The sequence below is a fragment of the Lysinibacillus sp. GW823-FHT06C08 genome (genome assembly GCF_058795135.1).
In genome coordinates, this window is sequence record NZ_JBXAHN010000009.1 from 48,151 (window position 1) to 68,242 (window position 20,092).

12 protein-coding genes are annotated in these 20,092 nt (G+C 37.1%); 5 read left to right on the top strand and 7 right to left on the bottom strand.

Annotated elements, in window-relative coordinates; translation table 11 throughout:
* A partial coding sequence (locus tag AC1Q6O_RS18565) for a S8 family serine peptidase (protein WP_492401945.1) occupies window positions 1-4,095 on the bottom strand: 4,095 nt, incomplete at its 3' end.
* Window positions 4,096-4,508: 413 nt separating this feature from the next.
* Window positions 4,509-5,693: an MFS transporter gene (locus AC1Q6O_RS18570; RefSeq protein WP_089986443.1), complete on the bottom strand. Its 1,185-nt coding sequence runs from the start codon at window positions 5,691-5,693 to the stop codon at window positions 4,509-4,511.
* Between the two features lie 303 nt (window positions 5,694-5,996).
* Between AC1Q6O_RS18570 and AC1Q6O_RS18575 the strand changes: the two genes are divergently transcribed.
* Complete coding sequence (locus AC1Q6O_RS18575; protein WP_090002678.1) at window positions 5,997-6,809, top strand: MBL fold metallo-hydrolase; 813 nt, start codon at window positions 5,997-5,999, stop codon at window positions 6,807-6,809.
* 84 nt (window positions 6,810-6,893) lie between these two features.
* On the opposite strand, the gene AC1Q6O_RS18580 is transcribed toward AC1Q6O_RS18575, so the two are convergent.
* Window positions 6,894-7,871, bottom strand: a complete 978-nt coding sequence (locus AC1Q6O_RS18580; RefSeq protein WP_427071387.1) for a tRNA dihydrouridine synthase — start codon at window positions 7,869-7,871, stop codon at window positions 6,894-6,896.
* Window positions 7,872-8,133: 262 nt separating this feature from the next.
* Here AC1Q6O_RS18580 and AC1Q6O_RS18585 point away from each other — a divergent pair, with 262 nt between their 5' ends.
* Both AC1Q6O_RS18585 and AC1Q6O_RS18590 read left to right on the top strand, forming a co-directional pair.
* Complete coding sequence (locus AC1Q6O_RS18585) at window positions 8,134-10,008, top strand: leucine-rich repeat domain-containing protein (RefSeq protein WP_427071386.1); 1,875 nt, start codon at window positions 8,134-8,136, stop codon at window positions 10,006-10,008.
* A 91-nt stretch (window positions 10,009-10,099) separates the two neighbouring features.
* Window positions 10,100-10,690: a hypothetical protein gene (locus tag AC1Q6O_RS18590; RefSeq protein WP_043990412.1), complete on the top strand. Its 591-nt coding sequence runs from the start codon at window positions 10,100-10,102 to the stop codon at window positions 10,688-10,690.
* A gap of 67 nt (window positions 10,691-10,757) precedes the next feature.
* On the opposite strand, the gene AC1Q6O_RS18595 is transcribed toward AC1Q6O_RS18590, so the two are convergent.
* Together AC1Q6O_RS18595 and AC1Q6O_RS18600 are read right to left on the bottom strand one after the other, a co-directional pair.
* Entirely contained in the window at window positions 10,758-12,398 is a 1,641-nt protein-coding gene (locus tag AC1Q6O_RS18595) for a thiamine pyrophosphate-binding protein (RefSeq protein ID WP_174804745.1), read from the bottom strand.
* A 33-nt stretch (window positions 12,399-12,431) separates the two neighbouring features.
* The gene (locus tag AC1Q6O_RS18600; protein ID WP_089986438.1) at window positions 12,432-15,209 is read right to left on the bottom strand and encodes a bifunctional diguanylate cyclase/phosphodiesterase; all 2,778 of its coding nucleotides are present in this window, start codon (window positions 15,207-15,209) and stop codon (window positions 12,432-12,434) included.
* 710 nt (window positions 15,210-15,919) lie between these two features.
* Between AC1Q6O_RS18600 and AC1Q6O_RS18605 the strand changes: the two genes are divergently transcribed.
* Window positions 15,920-16,567 carry a peptidylprolyl isomerase gene (locus AC1Q6O_RS18605; protein WP_090002662.1) on the top strand — a complete coding sequence of 216 codons (648 nt, stop codon included), beginning with the start codon at window positions 15,920-15,922 and terminating at the stop codon, window positions 16,565-16,567.
* A gap of 66 nt (window positions 16,568-16,633) precedes the next feature.
* Here AC1Q6O_RS18605 and AC1Q6O_RS18610 read toward each other — a convergent pair whose 3' ends face one another.
* Complete coding sequence (locus tag AC1Q6O_RS18610) at window positions 16,634-16,963, bottom strand: BRCT domain-containing protein (RefSeq protein ID WP_171365846.1); 330 nt, start codon at window positions 16,961-16,963, stop codon at window positions 16,634-16,636.
* A 111-nt stretch (window positions 16,964-17,074) separates the two neighbouring features.
* On the opposite strand from AC1Q6O_RS18610, the gene AC1Q6O_RS18615 reads away from it, so the two are divergent.
* Complete coding sequence (locus AC1Q6O_RS18615; protein ID WP_492401948.1) at window positions 17,075-18,646, top strand: histidine kinase N-terminal 7TM domain-containing diguanylate cyclase; 1,572 nt, start codon at window positions 17,075-17,077, stop codon at window positions 18,644-18,646.
* Window positions 18,647-18,673: 27 nt separating this feature from the next.
* Here the strand turns inward: AC1Q6O_RS18615 and gnd are convergent, their stop codons facing one another.
* Window positions 18,674-20,074 (bottom strand): decarboxylating NADP(+)-dependent phosphogluconate dehydrogenase, encoded by a 1,401-nt coding sequence (gene gnd / locus AC1Q6O_RS18620; RefSeq protein ID WP_492401950.1) that lies wholly within the window; start codon window positions 20,072-20,074, stop codon window positions 18,674-18,676.
* Between the last annotated feature and the right edge of the window lie 18 nt (window positions 20,075-20,092).

Here is a 20,092-nt window from a genome sequence, read left to right on the forward strand (position 1 = left end):
ACCATTACCATTACCATTACCATTACCATTACCATTACCATTACCATTACCATTACCATTACCATTACCATTACCATTACCATTACCATTACCATTACCATTACCATTGCCGTTACCATTACCATTACCATTACCATTACCATTACCATTGCCATTGCCATTGCCATTGCCATTGCCGTTACCATTACCGTTACCATTACCATTACCATTACCATTACCATTACCATTGCCATTGCCATTGCCGTTACCATTACCATTGCCATTGCCGTTACCGTTACCGTTGCCGTTACCATTGCCATTGCCATTGCCATTGCCATTGCCATTGCCATTGCCGTTACCGTTACCGTTGCCGTTACCATTACCATTGCCATTGCCATTGCCATTGCCATTGCCATTGCCATTGCCATTGCCATTGCCATTACCGTTACCATTACCATTGCCGTTACCATTGCCATTGCCATTGCCGTTACCACTGCCATTGTCATTACCTGGCTTTTCAACTAACACATCAAATGTTAGTGTGTGGTTACCATACGTTACCGTAATCGTCGTAGTACCTTGACCTTTTCCTTTTACAACGCCTGCATTGACAGTAGCTATTTTAGTATTTGCTACTTCATAGGTTGCAAGCTTGGTAACATCTTTTTCTGTTGTTTGACCATTAACAGTAGTTACTTCAGTAATCTTCACGGTAACTTCTTTACCGATTCTTGTTTCAACCTGTGCTTGGTCAATTTCTAGTGTTACTTTTGGTTCTACAACAGGTGCTTTAACTGTAACATTTACCGAAACAGTATTTTTACCGTATGAACTAGTAATGGTAGTCGTACCTTCACCTACTGCAGTGACTAATCCATTTACTACTGTTGCAACATTTTCATCTCCAACAGCATACGTAGCTTTTGATGTTACGTCTTCCTCTGTTGCATCACCTTCTGCAGGTGTTGATGTTTCCGTTACCTTAAGCTGTGCAGTTTCCCCAGCTGTAAGGTCTAGCTCAGTTGGATTTACAGAAAGTGTTACTACTGGTTCAACTATTTCTTTTTCATATATTTTTGCTTCCCCAACATTCCCGGCAGCATCCGTAATGACTACAGATACAGCATTAGTTTCCGCTGTTACTGGGAATTTGAAGCTACCATCTTGATTTAATTCAAAAGCAACAGGTGCTTTTACTTGGCCATTTACCGTCGATATATAGGAAGCTTTTAATTTATCATTTAAATTGTAATGTAAATCATATAAAGCTAATTCTTCATTGTAGTCGATATATTTATCTGTTACTTGTCCTGTAGCGACGCCATCAGCTACTGAACCCGAAATTTCTGGTTTAGTCGTTTTCACAATAATTGGTCCAACATAGTCGGAAATTGCACCTGATGCTGCAAGACCTGTAAAGTCAATTGTATAGAGACCATCTGGAATCGTTGTGGCAGGTTCTGTTCCCCATGGTTTGTACTGCCCACCAATATTCAGTGTGTAAGAGCCTTTTCCTAGCGCAGTACCTGCATGGAGATAACCAATGTAACCGTCTCCGTATTCGCCACCTTCAGGATTCATAATATCCCATAGCTCGATATAGTTAGTTGTTACATCTCCAGTTAATGTGAATGAAAGGACTGCTGAATCTTTCACGCCATCTCCGTTAAAGGATAGGTCTGTTTCTGTAATCTTGTAATCTTTAATTTCCGTTACTGCCTCGCCGCCAAGGTCAGCTGCGAATGGTAATGAAATTTCTGTATCTCCTCCATTGATATAAATATAGCCTAGTATTTCAGAGCCGTTTGGTGCTGTAGCCTGTGAAGCAGTTAATGTAATATTTAACACTTGCTCACCGTTTAAATTAAATGTCGGCTGATCGACTGTAACCGTTGCATCACCAAATGTTTTGGTCACATCAACTGAAACGCTATAATTACCACCGTTTCCTTTCATGTCTTTTACTAGAACTTGTTTCGTTACAGAAATATCCTGGTCCTTCAGTGATTGTGGACCGAAAGTAACTGTACCTTTCAAGTTTTCAGTAATGGCACCTGTTCCATCTAAAATTGCGGTATCAAGTGCATAAGCAAGAATCTCTGGGTGCGCTGCAGCATACGGATTTACACGCCCCGCACCTTGAGAAAACACATCGTATGTTGTTTTATCTAATACCTGTGCCGTATTAGAAAGCGCCACTTTTACATCAAACGCATTCCAATTAGGATTGGCTTGTTTAACTAATGCCACTATACCTGCAATATGCGGTGTTGCCATAGAAGTTCCTGTTTTACGGCCATAAGCTTCTGCATAATCCGCATCAGGGAAATCTTTTTTATACATTGGAATTGTTGACATAATATTTGTTCCAGGTGCACTTACATCTGGTTTAATATCAAAGTTTGGAGTAGATGGTCCACGTGAACTTGAAGAGTTTACATCATCCCCCAGTGTCTTTGTGGAAGCAAATTTACTGAAGCTTATTTTGCCTTTTCCGCCTGCTAATGCAGCGCGCATGGCATTGCCATCCGTTTGAGACATATCAAATGTTGGTAGATATTCGAATGCATCACCAAGGAATGTGCCTGAAATGTCCGGTGCATTTGATCCACCTGCAAAGTTATGAATAATGGTTGCGACAGCTCCATTTGCCTTTGCATTCGCAATTTTATCAACGAAGGCGATACTGCCACGAGAAATCAATGCCACTTTACCGTCTACATCAATTCCTTCAAAGTCTTTTACTTCTCCATTTCCTGGAACAGCAACTACATCAAATTCTCCTTGAAGCTGTGTAGCTACATTTTTTCCGAAAGTAGTTCCCATTAATGGAAGCTGTTTAGTTAAATTGTAGTTGCCAATTGTCACTTTCACTTCCCCGTTGTACATGATTTCAGGATTTGTTGTGTTACCAACAGCAATTCCTAGACGAGCGGTTGCAGGCGTCCCCATTGTTCCGCGATTCGGACCAGAGTTCCCTGTTGCAACTACTCCGATTGTTCCAGCTATCATCGCATTATTTATAGCAAATGAACCAGCATCCGTTTCAGTGTTAGCTCCCCCGCCAAGTGAAAGGTTGATAATGTCCATTTTTTCAATGACAGCTGTTTCAATTGCTTTAACAATACCTGAGGTAGCACCACTTCCATATGCCCCAAGAACACGGTAAGCATAAAGGTCTACTTTTGGAGCGATCCCTTTAATGCCGTATTCGTTAGCGCCGATTGCCGCAATTGTTCCAGCAACATGTGTACCGTGAGATGTATAGAACGCGCTTCCTTTTTCATTAAATTCAGGTGTCCCAGCTGGACGCTCTGAAGGCGATGTTTCCGAGGCATCATTATCAGCCCGAGGCTTCGTGTAAGTCGAAGAGTTTGGAATAAAGTTCTTTCCGCCTTTATAAATTCCAGCGAATTCAGGGTGATCTGTATCAATACCCGTATCTAATACAGCTACTTTTATTCCTTGTCCTTCAAGCCCTTCCTTCCAAAGCTCTTCGATGCCAAGAAAAGAATTACTTGTATTCATTTGAGCTTCTAATTGATCTTCCTTTATAAGTTCTGATGATTTCGTCGAATCATCTTCTGATGCGTGAACAATGACATCAGGTTCTATTAATGTAATTCCTTCTACTGTAAGCAGTTTCGGGAGATCGTTTGCTTTCACAGTTGCCGCAAAACCGTTTAAAACAGTATCAAATGTATATCCTTGAGTCATTTGAACCTTTTTAGTAGCTAACTCTTTTTTAACTTGTGCTTGCTGTACTTTTACATTGGAGCGAACTACTTTTGCTTGGGCATTAGAGAATTTTTGGCCTTTGATTTCGCTTATACCTTGCTCTAGTGCAACAGGCTTTTCAGATAAATGAACAATGACTGCAACCTGTTGATTGCCTGATACATTTTGCAAGCTTTCGTGGAGAGTTGGACCATCTTTAGACAAGCTTAGCTGTTCAGCAATAGCCGCCTTTAGTTGGATAATACTTTCACTTTGACTATCCTGCTTGAATGGTTTCGATTCTTCAGCACTAGCACTCGACAATGGAACCAATAAAGAGAGCACCATAACGAAAACTAGAATACTACTTAAAAACTTCATAAACTTAAAATTTTTCAAATCTCATTTCCTCCCCTACCTTTAATTGTCACACTTTTCAGTTTAGTGTGATATTTCCAATTTATCACAATTGAACTAATTCGAGAATCGGAATATTTAAATATTCTGAAATATTGATAATTAGTATCATTTTATGAAATATAGATTAAATCTATCTTCCTAGTAATGGAATAAAAAAGGGGAACTTTCGAATGAGAAATACCTATCGGAATTTCCTTAATTAATCCTATCCAAACAGATAAAGTAGGTATAGATGGCTGTAGTAGCTTATAGAAAAAGAGGGAGGCCAATAGGAGGAGTGATTGGGCGGATTATTTTATAGCTTAAAAATAAAAATAACTGGCGATTTTTTTACAAATCGCCAGCTAAAAGTATGTGGTAAACTACTTCATCAGTGAATGTCATTTGATTTTTTATGCAGATTGTTTTTGGTCTAAGTGATGACTAAAAAATGTTAATAGGCTTGCACAGATTGCAACGAGCCCACCTACCCATGTTACATTCATTAAATTCCCTTGATGATAAACAATTCCGCCTAATGCAGATCCAAAGGCAATACCTACGTTACTCGCAACTGGCATAAGAGAAGCGGCCAATCCTTTAGCGCTTGGTTGGAAAATTTCAGCAAGATCAATTAAATATAGCTGAGTAGATGTTGTTAACAGGATTGCCATTAACGACATTAATCCGATGTTGACTAGTCCTAAAATAAAATGATTGGTGGTCCAAAATAAACAAATTAGCACAATTGCCTGCACGAGAAAAACAAAGCGAAGGCGACCGATAGCATTGTGATTGGCAATTTTACCAGCGAGAATATTGCTGAATATCGAAATAAACCCATATCCAAAAAGGATAAGACTAATAGAATTATTTGGAGCTCCCATTGCGTTCAAAATAGGAACAAGGTACGTAAAGACCGCGTAAGTTGCACCAAATCCTAGAGCAGGAATGAAAAAGGCCATTAAAATACGTGGCTTGATTATGAGAGAAAACTGATCCCGTATGGAGCTACGTACTTGACTGAGCCCTTTTGGCAAGACGAAGAAGGATGCAAAAAAAGCAACCCCTCCTAGTAAAGTGGTTAACATGAAAGTGGCATTCCATCCATACGAGTTGGAAATGACAATACCAATTGGTACTCCCACGACATTTGCCAGTGTGAAACCGCCGAAAACGAATGAAATGGCAAGTCCACGTTTGTTACTCGGCATGGTTTCGCTTGCCACAATCATGGCTAGAGAAATTAAAACGCCTGTTACAACCGCTGTCATAATACGAAGTAGCAGCAGCATAATGTAGTTCGTAGAAATGATACACAAAGCATTAAAGACGATGAAAGCTGCTATTAAAAACAACATCCATTTACGCTTTGGAAAGTGACTTGTTGCGGACATCACGAGTGGTGTAGCAACGGCAAATGTAATGGCAAATGCAGAAACGAGTGTGCCTGCTTTTGCATTTGTCATTTGTAGACTTGAAGAAATATCAGTTAAGATTCCGACTATGACAAACTCACTTGTCCCCAACACGAATGTTAATGAAGTAAGTGTGAAAATAAGTAACCAATGTCGCTTGGATAATTGAGTGTGGTGCATAAATACCTCTTTCTTAGATGAATATAAATGTGTCACAGAGTAGATAAACAACCTAAACATCATATCATAAAATATTTTTACAAGAAAAATCTTTCTAGATTGCATGGAATTATTGGATTTCCACTTTCGATAAGGCTACTAATTTTAATAGCTACATCAACTATGGTTAAACATCAATCCTGCTTCCTTACATTTTTTATTAAAGGAGGAATTTACTAAGTTTGGTCGAAATTTAACATGAAGAAAGCTTGTTCAAATTCTGCCGTACTAACTACCTTTAAAAAAGGAAAGGGAAGATTCCTGATGATTCAATTCCAAAACCATACTATTACAGTTTTTCAAAGTGCATTATATATGACTACCTCGGCAATCATTCAAACGAATGAAGCAATCATTATGACAGATCCTAATTGGTTGCCTAGCGAAATTCAAGAAATTCAAGATTTTATAAATAACATTCAGGGTGACAAACAACTTTATATTATTTATACCCATAGTGATTTTGACCATATAATTGGTTCAGGAGCGTTTCCAGAGGCCAAGGTAATTGCCTCTAAACGATTTGATGACAATTCGAATAAAGCAGAAAGCATTCAAAAAGTTCATCAATTTGATCAGAAATATTATTTACATAGGAGTTATTCCCCTGTATATCCTACAGTTGATATTGTCGTTTCAGAGGATGGATATACAGTAGAGTTAGATTCGATTACGATGACCTTTTATCAAGCCCCTGGCCATACAGATGATGGTTTATTTACAGTGATAGAGCCATACGGTTTATTCCTTTCGGGCGATTACTTGTCTGATGTTGAATTTCCGTTCATCTTTAGCAGCTATAAGGATTATGTGAATACGATGAATAAGGCTGAAAAAATTTTACATAATCATGCCATAACAACCCATATACCCGGTCACGGAATGACGACCCAAAATCAACAAGAAATTCAAAAAAGAATTGATAGCTCAAGATATTACTTAACTCAGCTTCCACAAGATAAAGGAGAGTTAGAGAATTATTTAAGGAGCGAGTATTCATTTTTTGAGGGAATGAAAAGCATTCATACTGACAATAAAGAGATGATCTGTAAAGAAAGTTTAGAAGAGCATTTGTAGTCTTCTAGAATGCATCGAAATGTATGACAATGCAACCTAAAAGGAGATTGGCTTGCAATAGCCAGTCTCCTTTATTATGAAAGCTTACTTTGTTAATTGGTTCCCAGTAAACGCTGCAAGTAGTTCACGTACTTCATCGGTTGAATGGGCATTGATTAATTGAATGCGTAATTGACTAGCTCCCTTGAAGCCACGCACATATATTTTAAAGAAACGTTGTAATGCTTTAAATGGACGAGTTTCAAATTCCTTGGAATATTGATCATGAAGATCAAGGTGAAGGGATAGCAAGCTCAGGTATTCCTCTGCACTATGCTCCTTTGGCTCTTGCTCAAAGGCATATGGGTTTGAAAACACGCCTCTCCCAATCATTACTCCATCAATACCGTATTGCTCAGCTAATTTTAAACCTGTTACTCGGTCAGGAATATCTCCGTTGATCGTTAGCAATGTATCAGGAGCTATTTCATCCCGTAGTTTTTTTATATCTGCAATCAATTCCCAATGTGCGGGGACCTTACTCATTTCTTCTCGTGTACGTAGATGAATAGAAAGGTTAGCGATGTTTTGTTTTAAAATATGAGTGAGCCACTCACGCCACTCAGCTACATCTGTAAAGCCAAGTCTTGTTTTTACGCTTACAGGTAAGCCACCAGCTTTAGCGGCTTGGATAATCTCTGATGCTAGTTCAGGATGAAGAATTAAGCCGGCTCCTTTACCACGTTCAGCTACATTATCGACTGGGCAACCCATATTAATATCGATCCCTTTAAAGCCCAGCTCTTTCATGCCGATACTCATTTGACGGAAATGTTCAGGGTTGTCTCCCCAAATATGGGCAACAATCGGCTGTTCATCTTCTGTGAAAGCTAAGCGGTTACGCACGCTATCCATACCGTCTGGATGACAATAGCTTGTCGTATTGGTGAATTCCGTGAAAAATACGTCGGGACGACCTGCCTCACTAATGACATGACGAAATACAACATCTGTCACATCCTCCATAGGTGCTAAAATGAAAAATGGCCGTGGTAAATCAAGCCAGAAATTATTTTGATTCATTGATGAATATCCTCTCTTTCCAAAATACTACCTTGCAAAAAGATAACATATTTCGTTTATTTCTTCACAACTAATTGGCTTAGGCACCTATAAGAAAGTTCGAAGTGGTCCTCTTTACATTAATGGGGAATGATTATAGGTCTTCACAGCATTTTTATTGTTAATCTAAAGGAGGGATACCATTAGTATTTCTTAGAAATATTGACATTTATTTTTCAGACCACTAAGCTTAATTGGAAATAGACAGGGAGGGGGATTGCCAGTGGAATTTGTTACATTGAAATGTCCTAATTGTAATGGAAACATTGAATTTAAAGAGGGGCATTCATTCAAATGTCCATTTTGTGATACTGAAATAATGTTAAAAGAAAATAAAGTCTACTATGTAGATCAAACGATTAATAATTATTATGGTACAACTGCTCCTCAAACAGCGACACGTCCAAAATCGAATTTAAAAGTATTACTTCTTATTCCGATTGTCTTTCTATGTGTATTTTTTGGATATTTGCTGTTAAGCAACCATCAAAAAGAAGAAGGAAATTATGGAGGGATAGCTGTACGAACAATACCAGAAAGCGAGGTTTTACTACTCTTTTTAAAAGACGTTTTTGAAAAGGGAGATGTAATGCCAAGTGAAGAAGAGATTGCAAGCATCCGTTATTTGGCTGCCTATTTTTCTGAGGATCAATGGCATTTTGATTACAGTCTGGATGATCCGTTTACAAATAAGGAAGCAGAAATTGTGACCTATACTATGAAGGATAAGTTATTAAACACACAAAAAATTGAACAAAAGGACTTCGAAGCATTTACTGGATTGACTGTATTGAAGCTGATGAATGATTATGAAATATCGCAAAGTGAAAAAGTAAGCTTTCGACATTTGAAAAACTTGAAAAGCTATACAGGGAGCTTTAATGAATCTTTTAGTAAAATTGCGGAATACTTTAGCGATAAATCTACGGTTTCAGAACTCTCTATCCAAATTCGAAGTAATAATGAGCTTGCTTTATTAGTAGAGTTTCCCAATCTCCAATCACTAGAAATATCTTATTTGACGGAAGAGGTCACAGATTTTCAGCTTCTAAATAAATTGCCGCTAAAATCACTGTCTTTAAAATTTACCAATGATTTTAAATGGCTATCTACTTTAACAAATTTAGAATCATTAACAATCGATAATAGTGATGCGACAGATTTTAGCTCTTTTTATTCATTGAATCAATTACAGGAATTGAAGCTTACTTCGGTAAGAAATTTAAAAGCTCTTGATTTCATACAAAACATGCCTAATCTCCAATCACTTGATCTTGAAAATATGAACATTGCTAATTTAGAAAAATTAAGAAATAAGTCGTCTTTAACAAAGCTACGCTTATCTTCTCCAGGTCAATTGGAATTACTTGATATTGTGAACAGCCTAACGTCACTCACAGAGTTAACGCTAACAGGTTACTATGGCGACATTTCACCGATAGTAGCGCCCCATTTGAAAAAGGCGGAAATAACAGGCTCTTTTATACCGAAGCTAGAGGCACCTAGTTTAAAAGATTTGATTGTGGACATAAGTGGAGCGGATTCGACATTAAATGGTGCACAATTACGGAAATACCCAAAGCTCGAACAACTCACAGCGAAGGAGTATGGAATTTTTACAGAGATTAGTTCTTTAAATGACCTACCCAATTTGCAAACACTACATTTTGACGAGACAGTTTTTGAAGAGGGAACGAGGGAGCTATTCAATCTAAAACATGTAAAAACATTAAAATGTTCTAAATGTAATTTTCAATTTATTAATGAACATCCTTTAACGAACAATGTGCTGTTGCATTTAACTTTAAATGATGTATCGATGCGAGTAGGGAATGGTGATTGGGTGCATGAGGTTGATAAGGTGATGCCTTTCTTTGCTGGTTTTTCAGCTCTACGTTCATTTACTTTACAAGATAGTTCATTACAATCGTTAAGTTTTTTGGAGAATTGGCAACAAATTGAGGTGCTTCACTTGGAAAACAACGCTATTTCAAATATAGAGCCTTTAGTGAATCTACCGAATTTGAAAAAGCTTTATATTTTAGGAAATCCGGTACAAAATCAATCTGCTCTAAACAAGGAAATTATAGTTTATTAAGGTCATGCGTAATTTAAAACATTAGAAATGTGGATTTTTAGGTTATTACAATATGAGAGGCGATAAAATAGCTTTATGGGAGGGCCGAAAGATGAAGAAGGCAGAAATGATGGATCAGCATTTAGAGACGTATGAAGAAAAGATTAGTAGCACGGAGATTTGGCATACTGTAGATTTAATTTATAAAATTAACTTGGATGAGGCTCCTATTGTCAATAAAGAGATGGAAGGAATGTCTTCATTATCAGGAAGAGAGGCCATAGATTCCTTTCTACAACAATATGAGGGAACTATAACAGGGGCAAGGGCTCGAAGTATTCTAAATGAAATGTTTGGTGTTAATTTGGATGCCATTTCCTCACTAGAGGGAGCAAGGCTATCTTTATATTCAAAGGGTCAATGGATTGTTCAACATGAAAAGGATTTATTTGTCGTACATACAGGAGCAGGAGATATAGACGTGAAGGTCTATCCTACAAATTATTTCTTAGAACAAACTGGGCTTAAACAATTACCAACTAATTTACAGCAGGAGCTAGCAAGTATCGGATATTACTTCGATGATACAAAGGATAGCTATTATTACTCAAATCCGACGGGTGAAGCTGTTTCAGATGCTTTTAAAGGAAAAACAATAGGTGCGATACTCGGGGTTATTCAACAATCATTTGCACATTTATAAATTAAAAAGGTCATATAGAGGGGTTATTCATCCTATCTATATGACTTTTCATTATTAGTGATAAAATTTACTTTCCAAAAGAGGATAAAAATTTAACTCGATCTCCCATAGGAGGTGTATTATTGTCGGTTAACACTACTTCCAATACAGCCGGACCATTTAAATTCATCAAGTTATGAAGCATATCTTGGTTAAGTTCTTGCAACTCTGTTACTTGGAAGCTTGGTATATCCATCGCTGAAGCCATAGCACTAATATTAATTGGATGTTGTTCAAAGGATGGATGCGTACGCTTAAACTGTAAAGCATGTCCATGGTATACCATCCCTAAACGAGCATTATTCATGACAATAAATAAAATGGGTAGATTATATTCTTTTGCTGTTAAAATCTCCATCCCATGCATGAAAAAGCAACCATCTCCTGTAATACATGCAACAGGACGTTCAGGTTCAGCTAACTTTGAACCAATGGCAGATCCAATTCCACTTCCCATAGCTCCAAAATGGACATTTATATTAAATGTATCATAATCTACTACTTTCATATGATGAATGACATAGGACATAAATTCACCAATATCAATAGCATATCTTGTAGAGGCAGGTAAATATTTTTGAATAGTTAACAATACATTTTTCGTGTTATATTCCCCTGTGTCTGCTTCATAAATCCCTTTATTTTGTGTAACCTCAAACGAAGTTCTTGCTAGACCTTTAGCTCTTAGTTCTTCAATAAGCAATAATAAACTACTATGGATGTCACCTAGAACGGGTAGATCGATTTCATATTTACGGTTGAACACGGATTGATCAAAGTCCAGCTGTATTGAAAAACGATTTTTCGTAAGATTTAAGTTGTAGTTATTCGTAGCTGTCTCACCTAAACTTGAACCGACAATGAATAAAACTTGTCCATCGCCATCAGCTATTAATTGCGAGGCAGCCTCGTGGCCAGCAAAACCGAACACACCAACTAGGAGAGGATGATCCTCTGGAATATACCCTTTAGCTTGTGGTGTTGTGATAATTGGCCAATTTAAAATTTCTGCTAACTCTAATAGTTGTTCAACAGAGTTTCTTACCCCTTGTCCTACCAAAATATAGCCACTTCTTCTTGCTAATAGCTCTTCAGCTACACTTTTAATGGTATCTAATTCAGGAACAATAGCTGTTCCCTTTGGTGGAGCTGGTATTTCTACGTTTGGAACGGTTTCATGTTGAACATCTATTGGTATAGCGATATGTACAGGACCTGGCACGCCAGATAGAGCAATTTCTGATGCTTTTACTATTTCTGTTAGTAAATCCTTCGATTCTTTCACCGTTACGCTATATTTGGTAACTGGTCGGAAGATAGGTTCAGCATCTAACTCTTGAGAGGCATTTAAACCGATCGTGTTAACAGGAACAGCACCGGTTAAAAATAAAACCGGTAAATGCTCCCGCATAGCATTTGCGGCACCTGTTATTAGGTTTGTTCCACCAGGTCCACTACAACCAATACAAACACTTAGATGGTTGGTGTATTTTGCGTAAGCCGCAGCCATATAGGATGCTGCTCCCTCATGTTTTGTGACAATAGGTGTTAATTCACTCATATCATTGAGTTCATCAAAAAATGCATTGACGGAGCCTGCTGGAATACCAAAAATATATTGCACACCACTATTTTTTAAATACTCTAAGACTGTGCGAGCTGCTTTCATCATCATTTCTCCTTTGCATATTTATTTAATAGGCTAACAGAAATATTTTTTCATAATTTCCCCAGCTTTCATAGGCTTGCTGAAAAAATATCCTTGCATTAAATGACAATTTTGTTCCAATAAATAGTCTGCTTGCTCCTTTGTTTCGACCCCTTCAGCAATAACCTCCAGTTTCAAATTTTGAGCTAGGGTAATGATTGTATTAGTAATAGCTGCTGCATCATCCGTTAACATTTCTTGTACAAAGGATTTATCAATTTTTAATGTGGAAATCGGTAAATTTTTCAAATAGCCTAAAGATGAATAACCGGTACCGAAATCATCAATAGCTAAATTGACCCCAAGACCATTCAATTGTGTCATTGTCTTTAATGTTACCTCTGTATTTTTTACAATTAGATTTTCTGTGAGCTCTAGCTGTAAATATTCAGGAGACAAATCTGTTTCATATAAGACATTTTCAATAATAGAAAATAAATTATTCTGTTCGAACTGATGGACAGATAAATTCACAGACATACTAATTAAAGGATATCCTTGATTATGCCACTCTTTTAATTGCTTGCATGCTTCCTTAAGAACCCACTCACCGATTGGAACGATTAACCCTGTTTCTTCAGCAAGTGGAATAAACCTATCGGGCGTTATCATGCCATGTTCTCGATGATTCCACCTTAATAAAGCTTCCACACCTTTAATTTTATTTGTTTTATAATTGATTTGTGGCTGATAGAAGATAATCAATTCATCTCGCTCTAAAGCCTTATATAAATCATTTTCAAGTTTGATACTCTCAAAAGTTCTTGTATCCATTCCTTCACTAAAGAAATGGTAGCTAGTGCCGGGCGTCTCCTTTGATTTATACATGGCAGTGTCGGCATTTTTGATTAACGTTTCTGTAGTATCACCGTTTTCAGGAAATAAACTGATACCAATGCTTGTTTTAATATATATTTCATTGTCTATTAAATTAAAAGGTTGCGAGAAAGAAGCATTGATACAATTAATAACTTTTAAAATGTCATTCTCACACTTAATATTAGGTAAATAGATTGTAAACTCGTCTCCACCTTGCCTTGATACAGTTGCATCTTCTGGGACGCAAGCACTTAAACGTTTGGCAACACTTTGAAGCAATAAATCACCATAACTATGACCTAGCGAATCATTTACTAACTTGAAACGATCTAAATCCAAGTAAAGCACAGCTAATTTTTCACCATTTACTTTCGCATACTTTAGTCCTTGCGTTAGTCTGTCTATTAAAAGAACTCTATTGGGCAAATCCGTTAAACTATCGAAGTAGGCGTGGTATTTAATTTTCTCTTCTAATTGCTTTCTTTGCGTTATATCTTTAAATGTAATAACTTCGCCTACGACTTTATCCCCTTCTTTTATTAAAGAAGTGACGTATTCAACAGGGAAGTTGGAATGATCTTTTCTGAAAAATACTTCATAGCTGTTAAAATTTGCATTTAAAAAGGGTGAAACAGTCATGTTGTCCTCTGCTTCACAACCACTCATAATAATTTCAACTGATTGTCCAATCAATTCTCTATCTGTTTCATACCCCAGCATGAGCGCACCTGCTGGATTGCAAAATGTAATGTTACGGTCAAGATCCAATCCAAAAATCCCTTCACCTGCCGAGTTGAGAATTAACTCTTTTTCACGGCTAAGCTGTTGTAACTCCGCGACTACTCGTTCAAGCTCTTTATTTTTGTCTCTTACTTCTGATGTTCTCTCCTCAATAATAATCTCTTGTTTTTCCATATATAACTGGTTGGATAAGGCAGATGCAGTAGTATCAACAATGGATTGAGCTAACTGTAATTGAGTCTCAGAATAGAAAAAAAGTTTATTTTCAAGATTCACAATCGAAATTTGTCCTAAAATTTCACCCATTGAAATCAAAGGAAACATAACTAAACCATTTATACCGAAATTACGACAAACTTCATGATTTGGCCTGTCATCCTCAAATACATTTGGAATAAGAATCGCTTTTTTTGTTTTAAAAACCTCTTGCATGACAGGATCATTGCTCTCATCAATTTTTATTTTGTTATGCGTTTTAAGCCAATTTTCTTCGGTCCAATCGCTATCCTTACTCAACTTAGCCGGTTTAATACTTTTTTCTGCTAAAGGATCTAATAAATGAACACCTATATTTTTATTATCTAAAACCTTTTCTAAGTAGAAAAAGCATTTATCAAGGCTTTCCTGTAGCGAAGAGCACATGGATAAGTCGCGTGTAACATCGAGCAGTAACTGCTTTTCATTTATAAGATGCTCTTTATAAGTTAAGTTGTTTGCGTTTTGAATGGCCACCGCAGCCATATTTACATAGGCCTCAACCGTTTGAATTTCTTCCTCTGTTAAGTTCATTGGAATTCCATAATCAAATAAAAAAACAAGTCCAAATAACTCTTGTTCAAACGAGATAGGAAGTACTAATAAAGATTTAATATGAAATCCTTCAACGGCTCTAGGGTCAGGGCGATTGTCTCTTGAAGTATCAGGAATATAGATTGTTTTCTTTGTTTCAATCACTTCCTTCGCAAGTAAATCTATTTCAGTCTCAATGACATGCATATTCAATGTCCAGCCGTTAATCACTTCTGGTTTTCCTACATATCCTCTGAATGTTCCATCTTCTTGTGGTAAATAAATTCCCACTGAATCACAGTTAACGATTTCTTCAGATATTGCAATTGTTACCTGCTCCAATACTTCACGTAAATCTAGCTTCATGTTTATCATTTTCGTTATATTGGCCAGTCGAGAATATCTCGTTTGTTCTATAGACATGTAAATGAACCCCCAATTTTTTGTCATTGTCCTGTAGAAAAATTGTTAAATTTTTGCTTTATTCGTATCGAATGTCTTATTATTTTATTTTACAGTAGTAATAATCAGGTAGGTAAAAAAATGTAGAAATTAGTTAAAATTTCTTAAGAGTATTTCTCGGTTTTAGCCATTACCCTTTTTATATAGGACTAGAATCCTTTGTATAAAATTAAATACATTCTACAGTGGCGATAATGATCTATTAGGTTTTTACTAGGAATGAAAAGTAAATGTTCATCAAAAAAAATGCAACAATCTTGTATGGCTATTTGTAGCATTTTCACGGGAAAATTATGTGCCAGTTCAAAAATGGGTTTGCTCAACTTTAATGGAAGAATATTAAAAAAATATGATGATCTATTTGACCGCAAACTATCTAAATAATCTTCAGCCCCTTTTCCAAAGGTCTAAAGTTAAAATGACAAACATGGAATTATATTCAATATAAGAGAGCTTCCTAATTTTATTCTACAGTGCAATAAAAATTCCTCTCTCTAAACAAGCACTCACCTCCTAAATAATGAAATATTCTGATTATTAAATTGTTATATATCCAAAACATATTCTAATTTAGGGTACAAGAAATCACCTCGACATGATGGGTGAATGATTGTGGTCAAGCATGGGATAGTTTTATAATGAATAGATGGAAAATAAGAGGAGTTGAAAAGATGTTCACACGTAACAAAGGTTTTTATGTAGTGTTATCGTTGCTAGCAATCATTTTTGTATTGGCGGGCTGTGGTACAGCTAAGGACAATAAGAAAACAGAGACGGTGGATTACGCATCAAAGGTGAAAGAAAATCCGATTGTAACAATTACGATGAGCAATGATGAAAAAATTGTCATTGAATTAGAGCCTACTGTAGCACCCAATACTGTAGCAAACTTTATTTCATTAGTGAAAGAAGGATTTTATGATGGTCTTATATTCCATCGTGTCATTCCTGATTTTATGATTCAAGGTGGAGATCCTTCAGGTAATGGGACAGGTGGACCTGACTATTCAATTGACGGCGAGTTTTCCTCAAACGGTTGGGACAATAGCCTGAAACATGAACGTGGTGTCATTTCAATGGCACGCTCGAAAGATCCAAACTCTGCAGGATCACAATTTTTCATTATGGTCAAAGAATCGACGAATCTAGATGGAGACTACGCTGCTTTTGGGAAAGTTCTTGAAGGTATGGAAACGGTAGATGCTATAGTTGCAGCTGAGCGAGATGCTACCGATAAACCATTAGAAGATCAGCAAATGAAAAAAGTAGAGGTGGATACGAAGGGCTTTGATTACCCAGCACCTAAAGTAAATAAGTAGACATTAAAAAGGCTAAATCAATTAGGATTTAGCCTTTTATAAGTGCGTATAACCTCGTATATACCCTTATCCTCCAACTTCCTTTGGTATCGAAATAAGCCATAAAAAATCGTCCTCTATAAGTATTTGAATATCCTCACCATAGTTCATTAGTTGCTCAGCTTTGCGTTGTTTAGTACTGATGCCACGACGTTTATCTCCAAGGATAACAAAATCCGTTTGTTGTGTGACGGTGCCTTGTAAAAATCCACCACAAGCCTTTACTTGTTTGGCTGCTTCTGAACGAGTCATCGTGGAAAGAGCGCCTGTAAACACAATTTGTTTATGATAAAAGGGGTGGGGAAGGCTTTCGATTGGATCTGAAAAGAAGATGTCTAGGCTGTCTTGATTAGTCATATTGCCCTCCTGAAACTCCTTCGATTTTTGCCTGCTAGTGGTGATAAATACATCCACAAAGTTTTGCATGTATGCTACATTAAAAATAAAAATTTAAAGAGGTACATAGACATGAATTCACAATTGACCGCTTTTATTACTCTTTGCTGTACATCAGGTGTACTAAATTTGTATTTATGTTTATATGTCTTTCTACAACGTTTTAATTATACAAAAATTGCTCAATTGTTTATTGGTTATACAGCTTTAATAACGGTGTACTGTTTTGCTTCTGCGTTTTGCATAATAGCTACATCACTTGAGGCTATAAAGATTTGGACAACTATTTTATATATCGGCATGGCAACTTCAGCACCCTTAGGCTTATTGTTTATCATGCAGTATTTGGGCTTTCAATTATCAAAGAAAAAACTCATTGGAATTCTTGTTATTCCTGCTATTAGTATAGTGTTGGTTGCTACGAATGATATCCATCATTTACATTATCGAGTATTTGAAATTGACCCTGTTTTGGGGGCTCCTTATATTCATCAGGAAATTGGTTTATGGTATATCCTTCACGGCATCTTCACATTTTCCAGCATGCTGGTAGCATTTTTATTAGTGCTGACCCATTGGAAGGAAACAGCTAAGTCTTATCGACCACAATTAATTGCGTTAATGTGTGGGCAGTTGATTCCCATTATAACAGCATTTGTCTATTTGCTGGGCTTAACACCACAAGGAATTGATCCAGTTCCAATGGTTTTATGGGCTTCCTCCCTGTTATATTTATGGTCTATTCATTCCTCGCGCTTGTTTAGAGTAATGCCGGTCGCTAAAGATGCTATCTTTCATAGTATCAATGATGGCGTTATCGTATTAGATGAAAGTTATCGATTAATAGAATTTAATCAAGCTTGTAATAAGATGATCCCATCTTTAACGAGATCGATGTTCGGCATGGACTTTGCGAAGGTATGGCTTGAGGTAACGGGGCAGTCGATTCCCTTTACAGGGGAGAGAGTGGTGAAGACACAGGAATTTGAGCTAGATCTTACTAATCGTACATATCAAGTGCGTATTTCAGCACTACAGCATGTGAATCATGGTAGTGGACTATTACTAATTTTCACCGATATGACGGAGGTAAAAAATCTCCAAAGAATGTTAGAAAAACAGGCCTATTATGATGAGCTTACACAAATTTATAATCGCCGTGCATTTTTTCAACAATGTAATCAAGCATACGTTGAGGCGAAAGGGATGTCATCCTCATTTACCGTGGTGCTAATGGATATTGATCATTTTAAACATGTCAACGATACGTATGGTCATGCAGTGGGTGATCAAGTACTTGTTCATGTCGTTAAGGCTTGTCAGGATGAATTAAAACGTGGTGAACTTTTTGCAAGATATGGCGGTGAAGAATTTGTTCTTGCGTTACGAGGATGCACATTAGTAGAGGGAGAGGCTTTAGCAAATAAGCTTTGTAAGAGTATAGAGCTACAACCGCTTAAGACTACAGAGGGCATCATTACGACTACGATTAGCTGTGGGGTAGCTGAAGGGACAAATGGGGAAGAGACCTTATATCAACTCTTGAACAAAGCAGATAAAGCACTGTACTCAGCAAAACAAGCAGGACGTAATCGAGTACATGTGTATAGAGATAATGAAAAAGCTAAAATATACAATCATTGAACAATGATGTATATTTTAGCTTTTTACTTACCAATCTGTGTGAAAAAAACCTGCTAAATCAGTTCGCTCATATGTATGAGCACCAAAATAATCGCGCTGTGCCTGTAGCAGATTAGCATTAGATGAACCAGTTCGATAGCTATCATAATATGTGAGCGATGCACTTAAGCATGGGAATGCATTACCTGCCTGTATACCTTCACACACAATTTTTCTCAATCCACTTTGATAATCCTTTGTTTTTTCTGCAAAGTAAGGATCGATTAATAGGTTAGCGAGTGTAGGTTGTTTCTCATAAGCATCGCTTATAACATTTAAAAACTCTGCACGTATAATGCAGCCACTACGGAAAATGAGCGCAATATCCTTTAATGGTAAGTTCCAATTATAGAGCTCTGAAGTCATTTTATATTGCGTAAAGCCTTGTGCATAGGCACAGATTTTCCCCATATAGAGGGCTTGTCTGACATATTCTACCCACATATCTTTATCGAGATTTGGCTGAGTACTGCTGGAACCTGCTAATACTACTTCTGCACGAACTCGTTCTTCTTTTAATGATGAAATATAGCGAGCGAATAAAGCCTCTGTAATAATTGAAGTAGGAATACCATTATCGATGGATTGCATACTCGTCCATTTGCCAGTTCCTTTTTGACCAGCTTTATCAAGAATCATATCGATCAGAGGTAAGCCTGTGACATCATCTTTTTTTCGTAAAATTTCAGCTGTAATTTCAATTAAATAGCTTTTTAATTCACCTTCATTCCATGTTTCAAAGATTTCAGCGATCTCCTCAACAGACAATCCAACATTATTTCTTAAAAATGTATAGGCCTCGGCAATAAGCTGCATATCAGCGTACTCGATACCATTGTGGACCATTTTGACAAAATGGCCTGCCCCTTTAGGCCCCATATACGTGCAGCATGAAGTGCCCTTAAATTGCGCTGCTATTTTCGTAAGAATAGGAGCCGCTTTTTCGTAGACCTCACGATCGCCACCAGGCATGATAGAAGGACCTGTCAAAGCTCCAACCTCACCACCTGAAATGCCAATGCCTAAATAGCCGATACCTCGAGCCATCAGTTCATCATGTCTACGCTCGGTATCTTGATAGTGAGAGTTACCGCCGTCCATAATAACATCGCCTGTTTCAAGGAAAGGCACTAAGGAATCAATGACTGAATCAATGGCTTTACCAGCAGTCACCATTAAAAAGATCTTTCTTGGCTTTTCTAAAGATTGCACAAAATCTTCTATTTCATAGTAAGGAGTAAGCGCTTGTCCTTCGACCTTTTGTAGAAGTTTGTCCGTTAGATCGCGTGTATAGTTATAAACAGCTACTTGCTCGCCCTTATTAGCCATGTTTAAGGCGATATTACTGCCCATAACACCTAAACCAATAACGCCTATTGTATTTAACATTTATGCTCGCTCCTTCTT